The 11,242-nt window shown below is 68.4% G+C and carries 7 protein-coding genes; 5 read left to right on the forward strand and 2 right to left on the reverse strand.

Annotated elements, in window-relative coordinates; all coding sequences use genetic code 11:
* The first annotated feature begins 3 nt into the window (after window positions 1-3).
* Complete coding sequence (gene ptsP / locus O3669_RS06550) at window positions 4-1,686, forward strand: phosphoenolpyruvate--protein phosphotransferase (RefSeq protein WP_371524091.1); 1,683 nt, start codon at window positions 4-6, stop codon at window positions 1,684-1,686.
* Window positions 1,687-1,781: 95 nt separating this feature from the next.
* Here the strand turns inward: ptsP and O3669_RS06555 are convergent, their stop codons facing one another.
* Both O3669_RS06555 and O3669_RS06560 read right to left on the reverse strand, forming a co-directional pair.
* Window positions 1,782-2,408, reverse strand: coding sequence for a hypothetical protein (locus O3669_RS06555; protein ID WP_295921830.1), 627 nt, complete (start codon window positions 2,406-2,408; stop codon window positions 1,782-1,784).
* A 14-nt stretch (window positions 2,409-2,422) separates the two neighbouring features.
* Window positions 2,423-4,165 carry a PspC domain-containing protein gene (locus O3669_RS06560; RefSeq protein WP_371524092.1) on the reverse strand — a complete coding sequence of 581 codons (1,743 nt, stop codon included), beginning with the start codon at window positions 4,163-4,165 and terminating at the stop codon, window positions 2,423-2,425.
* A 260-nt stretch (window positions 4,166-4,425) separates the two neighbouring features.
* Between O3669_RS06560 and O3669_RS06565 the strand changes: the two genes are divergently transcribed.
* The 4 genes from O3669_RS06565 to O3669_RS06580 all read left to right on the forward strand — a co-directional run bounded on the left by O3669_RS06565 (window position 4,426) and on the right by O3669_RS06580 (window position 10,816).
* The gene (locus O3669_RS06565) at window positions 4,426-5,616 is read left to right on the forward strand and encodes a PspC domain-containing protein (protein WP_371524097.1); all 1,191 of its coding nucleotides are present in this window, start codon (window positions 4,426-4,428) and stop codon (window positions 5,614-5,616) included.
* Window positions 5,613-6,263 (forward strand): LuxR C-terminal-related transcriptional regulator, encoded by a 651-nt coding sequence (locus tag O3669_RS06570; protein WP_371524093.1) that lies wholly within the window; start codon window positions 5,613-5,615, stop codon window positions 6,261-6,263. Before O3669_RS06565 ends, O3669_RS06570 begins: the two co-directional genes overlap by 4 nt.
* 133 nt (window positions 6,264-6,396) lie before the next feature.
* Window positions 6,397-7,887, forward strand: a complete 1,491-nt coding sequence (locus O3669_RS06575) for a DUF1846 domain-containing protein (RefSeq protein WP_371524094.1) — start codon at window positions 6,397-6,399, stop codon at window positions 7,885-7,887.
* Between the two features lie 136 nt (window positions 7,888-8,023).
* Entirely contained in the window at window positions 8,024-10,816 is a 2,793-nt protein-coding gene (locus O3669_RS06580; protein ID WP_371524095.1) for a UvrD-helicase domain-containing protein, read from the forward strand.
* Window positions 10,817-11,242: the final 426 nt, after the last annotated feature.

Consider the following 11,242-nt stretch of genomic DNA (forward strand, 5'->3'; position numbering starts at 1 on the left):
CTAATGGCGACGCACGACGTTTTGCACGGCATCGGTGTTTCCGCCGGTACCGCTGCTGCGCCCGCCGCGATCGTCCAGCCTGCGCCCGGCGTTGACACGTCGGAGCCGGGCAGCGTTGATGCTGCCGCCGACGGCGCGCGCGTCCGTGAGGCGCTTGCTGCCGTTTCCTCGCGCCTGAGTGAGCGCGCGGCAAAGGCGCCGGAAGAGACGAAGGCAATCCTGAAGGCCACGGCTCAGCTCGCGGGCGACCGCGGTCTGGCCAAGGCCGTTGACAAGAAGCTCAAGAAGGGTCTGGGTCTGACCCAGGCCGTCCATGACGCTGTTGAGGACTACGCGCAGATGCTGCGCGGCCTGGGCGGCTACATGGCGGAGCGCGCGACCGACCTGTACGACGTGCGCGACCGTGCGATCTGCGAGCTGCGTGGCCTGCCCGAGCCGGGCGTGCCCGCGTTCGAGGGCACGGTCATCCTGGTGGCCCGCGATCTGGCTCCCGCCGAGACCGCGACGCTGAACCCGGATACCGTCCTGGGCATCATCACCGAGGTTGGTGGCCCCACGTCGCACACGGCGATCCTGGCCGCTCAGCTGGGTATTCCCGCGATCGTCAAGTGCGAGGGAATCATGGACGTCGAAGAGGGTACAGCGCTGGCCCTCGACGGCGGCGTCGGCGAGGTCATCGTCGCCCCGACCGAGGCCGAGGTCACCCTGCTCAAGGAGCGTTCGCTACGTCGTGCGCAGGCGCTGGCCGGTTCGACCGGCAAGGGCGCGACCTTCGACGGCTACCCCGTCAAGCTCTTGGCCAACATCGGCACGGTCGATGACGCGCTTAAGGCCTCCAAGGTGGACCTGGAGGGCTCGGGCTTGTTCCGCACGGAGTTCCTGTTCCTGGAACGCGCGGACGCCCCCTCCCTCGAGGAGCAGACGGACACCTACACGAAGGTCCTCCAGGCCTTCGGTGACCGTCGCGTTGTCGTGCGTACCCTGGACGCGGGCGCTGACAAGCCGCTGAGCTTCGCGGACCTGGGTGCCGAGGAGAACCCCGCCCTGGGCGTGCGTGGCCTGCGCCTGTGCCAGAGGCGTGAGGATCTCATCGACACGCAGCTGCAGGCCCTCGCGGCCGCCTACAAGGCGACCGGCGCGGAGCTGTGGGTGATGGCCCCCATGGTCGCTACCGCCAGCGAAGCTAAGTGGTTCGCTGACAAGGCGCGCGGCTACGGCCTGCCCAAGGTCGGCATCATGATCGAGGTGCCCGCAGCCGCCCTGCGCGCCGAGCAGCTCCTGTCGATCGTGGACTTCGCGTCCATCGGCACGAACGACCTGACGCAGTACACGATGGCGGCGGACCGCCTGGACGGAAACCTGGCGACCCTGCTCAACCCGTGGCAGCCGGCCGTCCTCGAAATGATCCGTCACGCCTGCAATGGTGGTCGTGCGACGGGCAAGCCGATCGGCGTGTGTGGCGAGGCCGGCGGCGACCCGCTGTTGGCTCTGGTCCTCACGGGCCTGGGTGTCGCCTCGCTGTCGATGGCACCCTCCAAGGTCAACGCGGTCCGTGCGGCCCTGCGCATGCACGACCTGGCGACCTGCCAGCAGATGGCTGCTTTCGCGGTGGATGCTCCCAACGCGAAGGAAGGACGCGAGAACGTCCTGAAGCTGGTCGCTCCGTCGATGCTGGATCTCCTGTGATCCGCGGCTTGTAGCCACGTCGTAAACGGTGGGCCCGGGAACCAATCGGTTCCCGGGCCCACCGCCGTATGCAACGCCGCTTGGCGGCGCATCAATTATTTCGTGGTGCCAGCCGCCTCTGTTCCGGGAGTCTTCTTCTTGGAACGCCCGGAGAAGATCGCGGTCAGAATCAGGATGATGCCGAGGGCCGCGATAGCGCTGATGCCGAGCACCGGCAGGTTGAAGGTCGTGATGTAGGCTTCGGCGATCAGGAACGCCCCGACCATGCACACGAGGATCGCCCAGACGAACGCGCCGACGCGCACACCCCTGCTGGGCGCCTCGGGCAGGTCGTGATAGTTGGTGGGCGAGGCAGGCGCGCTCCACGTCTGCGCGCCGTTGCCACCCGGCGTTGCTCCCGGCGCCCCGGTGGGTGCTCCCGAGGGAGCCTGCGAGCGAGAGCCAGCCCCGGCCTCGTATCCCGAAGCCCCGGAAGTCCCGAAAGGAGTGGTGGCCGCGGTCGGCGCCGTCTCACCCGTGGACGCCGGATCGAAGGCTGTGCGACTCCCAGATGCGGTGGCACCCTCGTTCTCGCGGAAGACCGCGAGCGGATCGGAGGACGGCGTCTCCAGGGTCGGCTCCGAGGACGTGGGCAAGGTGCTCGTCACGTCCACCTCGGGGTACTGCGAGGTGACGTCGATCCCGGTGAACTGATCGGTAGCGTCGTTCTTGGAGGTAGTCATGGTCGTTTCCTTCCTCAGTTGCCCGACGGAGTGCCGGAGGAGGTGGGCGAGGGGGTCGGTGACGGGGTTGCCGACGGCGTCGCCGAGGGGGTTGCCGACGGAGAGGGGTCGGACTTGCTCCACACGCCCGAGGAGTCCGGGGACTGCAGGATCGTCAGGTGATCGATGTTTGCTTCGCTGTCGATGAAAACAGTGATCCCTCCGAGTGAGGAGTTGCCCCACGAAGGAGACGACGCAGTCTGGCCCGCGCATTTCCTCAACGGGGTAGCCCAGCCGTCGCGGTCCATATTCGTCGTCACAGAGGTAATGTCTGACTGGCACACGATCTGGACGGGCTGTCCTTCCACCGTCTGGATCGTCAGGTTCTGCCAGGCCTGCCAGCTGACGGTGATCTGCTTGGTCGTCCCCACGGGCGCCCCGGTTAGGTCGAGCGTGACAGGGCGCAGGGGGCTCACGCCCTCCACCGAGCTCACCGTCCAATCCACGGTGTTGTTGCCCGGCGATGTCGCGACGGTCGAGCGGACCGTGGAGATCGTCTGCTGCGTTGCCTCGGTGCCGATGGCGGCCGTCGGCAGCGCGGCGATCATACCGAGAACGGACAGCGTGGTCAGCCAGCCGGCGCTGCGGTCGCGCAGGGCGGCAATCGCCAGGGACAGGCCGACGATGATCAGGCACACGCCGCCGCCGATGACGATGATACGCGCGACCGTCTGCGACCCGGTCTCTGCGGTGATGAAGGGGATGGCGGGCCCCTTGTCAACCATGTAGATGCCGGCGAAGACAGCTGCCACCACGAGGATCAGCAAACCGGTAATCGCCATGTTCGCGCGGGTAGAGACCACGCGGGGGCGGTGGGTCGGCATAGGGAGAGGGGCCCATCGACGAGGCCTGGGCGCGCTAGGCGGAGGAGTCCAGCCCGGGTGGGGCTGGGAAGGGCGGGCGGGGGCCGGGCGGGGCCCGGCCTGCGCGCTGGTGGCGCCGGGGGCGTCGGTCGCGGGCATGCCGTAGACGGGGTAGCCGGAGGGCGCCTGGGGTCCCTGCTGCCCGTTCATGGGGTTCCCCGCCACGTCACCAGCCGGGGTGGCCGCTCCGAAAGGGGCGGACTGGCCCTCCTGGGTGGCGGTGTACTGCGGAGTCCCGTACTGGGGTCCCTGCTGTCCGTTCATGGGGTTCCCCGCCACGTCATCAGCCGGGGTGGCCGCTCCGAAAGGGGCGGACTGGCCCCCTTGGGTGGCGGTGTACTGCGGAGTCCCGTACTGGGGTCCCTGCTGCCCGGGTGCGCCCGGGCCTTGGCTCTTCTGGCCTGACACGAGGAGGCCGATCACGAAAAGTGCCAGGCCGATGAAGACAATGGCGCTGATAACGATGCCCACAACGCCGAGGAAACTGATGGAGGACACTAGCGACGACAGGCTGACCAACGCCAAGAACCCACCGCCGAGGACGGCAATGTCGAAGCGTCCCTCAATGGTTTCCTCAAGGTGGATGCGCCCGTCGGCTGCCTCGGGCAGCAAAAGCCACGCGAGCGCATAGGCGAGCGACACGATCGGCAGGAAGAAGGCGGCGATAACCACGAACACACGCACAAGCGACAGGTCCCAGCCCTGACGCGCCGAAATGCCCGAGCAGACGCCTCCGATGACGCGGGGGTGCGCGCGATACCAGCCGGAGTTCCGCATCGACTCGAAGAAACTGTGACGGGACGGGCGCTGCTGGAACGCGGCACCGGGGTCTGAGGGCCCCTGAGACCAACTCATGATGAACTTCCTCTCGATGGGATCCGCATGAGACGCGGATCGATACCACTACTCAACCAAACACGGGGTGGGTCGCGATAGTAGGGGACCCCCTGAACGATCCCTGATTGGCCCGGGGGGTACCCCGGCCTCGTACGGGGGCGTGCCACAATGGATACGTGAGCAGCCCCGTCAACAACCCGCGCCCCGGGTGGACCCCGCCGATTCCGGCACCGCCTTCCCGGCCCCCGCTCGTGCGTGCGACAGCCTCCAGCCCCGACATGCCCGCCCCCTGGATGGGGGGTGTGTGCGCTGGCCTGTCCGTGCACCTAGGCATCCCGGTCCTGCTCGTGCGCGTCCTCCTCATCGTGTTCACCGCGATGGGCGTGGGCGCATTCGCCTACCTGTGGCTGTGGGTGACGGTCCCCGAGGACGCGCCCGAGGCCAGCGCGTCGGGCACGCTCAGCCCCGGCCTCGTGCGTCTGCGCGAGGAAAGGGCCGCCCAGGTGTCGCGCAACCGCATGATCGTCACGGGCGTGGCGCTGCTGGTCGCCGCCCTGGCCGGCACGATCCTGAACGCAACGAGCACGCTCGATTGGCGTGACATGGGGGCCATCGTCTCGATCATCGCCGGTATTTCCCTGGTGTGGAGCCAGAGCCGCGAGGTGAGCAACTGGCGCTCCCTGCGTTTTATCGGCGCGGTTCTTGGCGGCATCATGCTCCTGAGCCTCGGCGTCGTGATGGTGGCCTCGCGCGACAACCCGCCCGTCATCCTGCTGCGCGGCGGCCTCATCGGGGCCGCCCTGGTCGCGGGCGTTCTCTTTGCGCTCGTGCCCATGTGGCTGCGCACGACGAAGGACCTGTCGCAGGCCCAGGCCCAGCGGGTGCGTGAGGCTGAGCGCGCGGACATCGCCGCCCACCTGCACGATTCCGTCCTCCAGACATTGACCCTCATCCGCGCCTCCGCCGAGGACCCCGCACGCGTCCGCGCCATCGCCCTGACCGAGGAGCGGGAGCTGCGCGCCTGGCTCTACACGGGCCACGCGCAGGCTGCCGACTCTCTCGACGCCGCGGTCACCGAGGCCGTCGTCGGGGTCGAGAGCCGCTACGGCGTGCCCATCAGCGTGGTCGTCGTCGGCGACATGAGGCCGGGCCCCGGCGAGCTCGCGCTCGTGGCCGCCCTGGCCGAGGCCAGCCAAAACGCCGTGCGGCACGGCGCCCCGCCCGTCTCCGTCTACGTCGAGGTTCGCGCACGAGTCGTCGAAGCCTTCATCAAAGACAGCGGCGAGGGCTTTGACCCCGCCGCCATCGCCGCGGACCGCCACGGCGTGCGCGACTCCATCGTGGGGCGTATGCGCCGCGCCGGGGGAGAGGCCACGATTCGCCATCTCGCGCGCGGCACGGAAATCGCCCTGAGCATGCCTCGCTCCGATATTCTTGAAGAAACAGCGCCCACCGGGAGGACACAGTGACCATCCGCATCCTCGTCATCGACGATCACCCCATGGTTCGCGCAGGGGTGCGCTCCGAGCTCCAAAACTCCGGGGCCGACCTTGAGATCGTCGGAGACGCCGCCGACGTCGACGGCGCCATCGCCGCGTGCCACGCCCTGACCCCCGACGTGGCCCTCCTCGACGTACACCTGCCCGGCGGCAACGGCGGAGGCGGCGCCGAGGTCGCCAGCGCCTGCCGCGACATCAACGGCCTGCAATTCCTGGCGCTGTCCGTCTCCGACGCCGCCGAGGACGTCGTCCAGGTCATCCGCGCGGGCGCTCGCGGATACGTCACCAAGTCAATCTCCACCCCCGACCTCGTCGAGGCCATCGGGCGCGTCGCCGCCGGCGACGCCGCTTTCAGCCCCCGCCTGGCGGGCTTCGTGCTCGACGCCTTCGGCACGGGCGAGGTCTCCACGACCGACACCGAGCTGGACCTGCTCTCCGCCCGCGAACAGGAGGTCATGCGCCTCATCGCCCGCGGCTACACCTACAAGGAAGTCGCCCACGACCTGTTCATCTCCATCAAGACGGTGGAAACGCACGTGAGTTCCGTGCTGCGCAAGCTCCAGCTCTCCAACCGCAACGAGCTGACCCGCTGGGCCATGCAGCGCCACATCGTGTGAGGTCAGCCCTCTTTCGCGCGCGCCGATCGTCGACCGCGGACCCAGCTTGCTTACAATGGAATCCCGAGAGCGTGACAGCGCCTGACCGCCCCGCACGGACGGCCTCTTATATTTCTGCTACCTCGGAGGATGCATGTACCGCATCGGTTTTGACAGTGATCAGTACGTCGAGATGCAGTCTCGACACATTGCGCAGCGACGAAGCGAGTTCGGCGGCAAGTTGTATTTGGAGTTCGGCGGCAAGTTGATCGACGACATGCATGCCTCGCGCGTCCTGCCCGGCTTCACGCCCGACAACAAGGTACGCATGCTGCGTGAGCTGGCCGATGAGGTGGAGATCATCGTCGCCGTCAACGCCAAGGATTTCGCGCGCCGCAAGGTCCGCGCCGACGTGGGCACCACCTATGATGACGAGGTTCTGCGCCAGATCGACGAGTTCCGCGAGCGTGGCCTGTACGTCGGTTCTGTCGTCATCACGCAGTGGACGGACGACAACAAGGCGGCCGCCGAGGTGAAGGAGCGCTTCGAGAAGCTCGGCATCCGCGTCTACCGCCACTTCCCGATCCCCGGCTACCCCTCGGACGTCGAGCGCATCGTCTCGGACGAGGGCTACGGCGCGAACGAATACGTGGAGACCAGCCGCGACCTCGTCGTCGTGACGGCTCCCGGCCCGGGTTCGGGCAAGATGGCGACCTGCCTGTCGCAGCTGTACCACGACCACAAACGCGGGATCGAGTCGGGGTACGCGAAGTGGGAGACCTTCCCGATCTGGAACATTGCGCTGGATCACCCTGTCAACGTCGCCTATGAGGCGGCCACGGCCGACCTCGACGACGTCAACATGATCGACCCCTTCCACCTCGAGGCCTACGGGATCAAGACCGTCAACTACAACCGTGACGTCGAGATTTTCCCGGTGTTGAGCCGTCTGTTTGAGAAGATCCTCGGATCTTCCCCGTACAAGAGCCCCACGGACATGGGCGTGAACATGGCGGGTCACTGCATCGTCGATGACGAGGCCTGCAGGGAAGCCTCGCGCCAAGAGATCATCCGCCGCTACTACAAGGCCCTCGTGACCGAGAAGAAGGAGATGAGCGAGCCGATTCAGTCCAGGCGCATCTCCCTGCTGATGAGTCGCGTCGGCGTGGGCCGCATGGACCGCCCGGTCGTGCGCCCCGCCCTCGAGCTGGCCGAGGCCACGGGCCAGCCCGCCGCCGCCATGGAACTGCCCGACGGCCAGATCGTCACGGGTAAGACGTCGGCGCTGCTGGGCTGCTCCTCGGCGATGCTGCTCAACGCGCTCAAGAGGCTCGCGGGCCTGCCCGATGAGGTCCGGCTCCTCGCACCCGAGTCGATCGAGCCGATCCAGCGCCTCAAGACCCACGACCTGGGTTCACGCAACCCGCGCCTGCACACCGACGAGGTCCTCATCGCCCTGGCCGTGTCCGCCAACGGCGACGATAACGCACGCCGCGCCCTGGACCAGCTGGGCAGCCTGCGCGGCTGCGACGTCCACGAGTCCGTCATCCTCGGCCCCGTCGACGAGGGTATCTTCCGCTCCCTCGATATCCAGGTCACGACCGAGCCCGTGTACGCGACGAAGTCGCTGTACCGCAAGAAGTAATCACCTGCCCGAGGCCGGGGTTTCCTTCGCGTTCGCGCGCGGGAGGCCCCGGCCTCGTCGTGTGCCGCCTTTCGTGGTTGGCGCCACCCGGGGCGGGGGTCGCAGGTGAGGGTGGGGCGGTTTAGGCTTGGAGTCGATGAGTGACGCGACTTCTTTGCCTGACCTTGGTTTCCTGATCGGCCCCGAGGACGACTACGTGCCGCCGGAGGCGCCCGCCTTCGATGTCGAGGATGCGCTGGGGGCGGACGACGACGGCGCTTGGCCCGAGATCACTGTGCCCGGCGGCGCCTTCGGGGAGCCTTCCGTGTGGGAGGAAGCCCCGGCCTCGTCCGTGCCCGTGTGGGACGAACCCCGGCGCCCGGGCGTGGACCCCGATTCCCTCACGCGCGGCCTGAACGACCGTCAGCGCGAGGCCGTCACGCACGCGGGTTCGCCGCTGCTGATCCTGGCGGGCGCGGGCTCGGGCAAGACGCGCGTGCTCACGCATCGCATCGCCTACCTGCTGGCCACGGGCCGCGCGCGGGCAGGCCAGATCCTCGCGATCACGTTCACGAACAAGGCGGCGGCCGAGATGCGTGAACGTGCGGGGGTCCTCGTGGGCGACGACGCGCGGCGCATGTGGGTCTCGACCTTCCACTCGGCCTGCGTGCGCCTGCTGCGCTACGAGCACGAGGCGGCGGGGCTGTCCTCGTCCTTCACGATCTACGACGCGCAGGACTCTCAGCGCCTCATCCAGATGGTCCTCAAGGCCCAGGACGTGGACATCAAGCGCTTCACACCGAAGATGGTGGCCGCGCGCATCTCGGATGCGAAGAACGAGCTGATCGGGCCCGCGCGCTACGCGGAGCTGGCGGGCAAGGATCCGGTGTCGCGCATCGTCGCCGCCGCCTACGTCGAGTACGACAAGCGCATGCGCGCCTCGAATGCCCTGGATTTCGACGACCTCATCATGCGCACGGTCGAGCTGCTGCGCGATAACCCACTGATCGCCGAGCACTACCACCGCCGCTTCCGACATATCCTCGTGGACGAATACCAGGACACGAACCACGCGCAGTACGTCCTCGTGCGCGCCCTCGTGGGTGACGGCTCTGACGGCGTCGATCCCGCCGAGCTGACGGTCGTCGGCGACTCCGACCAGTCGATCTACGCCTTCCGCGGGGCCACGATCCGCAACATCGAGGAGTTCGAGCGCGACTTCACGGGCGCGCGCACCATCCTGCTCGAGCAGAACTACCGCTCGACGCAGAACATCCTGTCGGCTGCGAACGCCGTCATCGCCCGCAATACGGGGCGCCGCGCGAAGAACCTGTGGACGGCCTCGGGCGATGGCGCGCTCATCACGCTGGACGCCGCCGATTCCGAGCACGACGAGGCGCGCTTCGTCGTCGGCGAGATCGACCGCCTGGCCGACGCGGGTACCGACTGGGGCGACATCGCGGTCTTCTATCGCACGAACGCCCAATCCCGCGCGCTGGAGGAACTCCTCGTGCGCCAGGGCATCCCGTACCGCGTCGTCGGCGGCACACGCTTCTACGAGCGCCGCGAAATCAAGGACGCCCTGGCCTACCTGCAGGTCATCTCCAACCCGGACGACACGGTTGCGGCCCGCCGCGTCCTCAACGTCCCCAAGCGCGGCATCGGCGCCAAGGCCGAAGAAGCCATCGCCGCGCACGCCGCCCACTACGGCATCTCGTTTGGCGCGGCCCTGCGCCACCTGTGGCTGCGCGCAGGCTGCCCCGCGGGTGAGGGCGAGGGGATCGACGTCGACGCGCTCGCTCGTCCCGTGTCCTCCGACGAGGCCGGGGCTGCGCCTGCGGATCCCGTCTCCGCCGCGACGGGGGAGGGGGCCAAGCCCGCGGGCGAGCGGGAGGAAGCCACGGCCTCGTCCCCGGATTCTGTGGAGCGTGAGAGCGCGCCCGATCCCGCGAGCGTGCCCGAGGTCGTGGGCATCACCGCCCGCGCTGCGAAGTCGGCGGCAGCATTCTGGGGACTCATCGAAACCCTGCGCGCCGCCGAAGCGCGCGGCGCCTCACAGGCCGACATCCTTGAAGAGGTGCTCGACCGCACCGGCTACCTGGCTGAGCTGCGCCGCAGCGAGGACCCGCAGGACGCCTCGCGCGTGGAAAACCTGGCGGAACTGCACTCGGTCGCGGGAGCCTTCGCGGCCGACGCACCCACCGGGACTCTCGCGGACTTCCTCGAGCGCGTCGCCCTCGTCGCCGACTCCGACCAAGTGCCCGCCGAAGGCGAACGCGGCGGACAGGTCACCCTCATGACCGTCCACACCGCGAAGGGCCTCGAATTCCCCGCCGTGTTCGTCACCGGCATGGAAGACGGCACCTTCCCGCACCAGCGCAGCCTCGGCGACGAAACCGAGCTGGAGGAGGAGCGCCGCCTGGCCTACGTGGCGATCACCCGCGCGCGCGAACGCCTCTACCTGACGCGCGCCGCCGTGCGCAGCGCGTGGGGCACCCCGCAGGAGATGCCGCCCTCGAGGTTCCTCGACGACATCCCCGCCGAACTGCTCGACGTGCGCCGCGCGGCCACCTCCGGGGAGCGTATGCGCGCCTCCTACGGGGGTTCGTATGGGTCCGGTTCCTACGGGCGTTCGCGCGGCTCGGACGGTCGCGACCCGTGGGGTGACACCGACACGGGTGCCTTCGGGTCGGGGCGCCGGGGCGCGGCCGCCCAGCCGTCCGGCGTGCGCAAGGTGACGCGCATGGGCGTGGCTCCCGCCGCGGCAGCCACCGAGGACAAGCCCGTCCTCGCGCTCAAGGTCGGGGACCGTGTCAAGCACGCGACCCTGGGTGCCGGCACCGTCACCGGCGTCGAAGGCGAGGGGCCGCGTACCGTCGCCCGGATCCGCTTCGGCATGGCCGAAAAGCGCCTCCTCGTGCGCATGGCCCCGATGGAGAAGATCTCCTAGCTTTTCCTGCTGAACCTTACTGGGCCGGGCTGCTTGGTGTGCCCTGCTGGGCCGGGCTGCGCCGTGGGCGGCGGCCCGCCCGCGAGCCGTCCGCGCCGCGAGCTTCGCTCGGCGCGTCGTCTCGAAGCCCGGCCAGGCCCTGCCACCGCCCACGGGCACCGCAGCCTGGCCCGCGGGAGATACGACCCCGATCCGCCCCGCACGTCCTCTTGCTTGCCTTCAATCACTTTCGAAGCGGCTACATTATGGTTGCCCAAAAATGTCGCACGTAATTCCCCTGCGATTAGTTCAAATTTTGAATCCATGTCGTTGGAATTGCAACGTTTTCGGGTGGTCTCGAAAAATGACCGAGGGAAATTACGTGCGAAATTTGTCTGGGCCTGGCCTGCCGCATTGAGAGGCGTCAGATGTCGATGTGACAACGCC

The organism is Pauljensenia sp. 20925_1_34 (genome assembly GCF_041432775.1).
In the GTDB taxonomy this organism is placed as follows: domain Bacteria; phylum Actinomycetota; class Actinomycetes; order Actinomycetales; family Actinomycetaceae; genus Pauljensenia.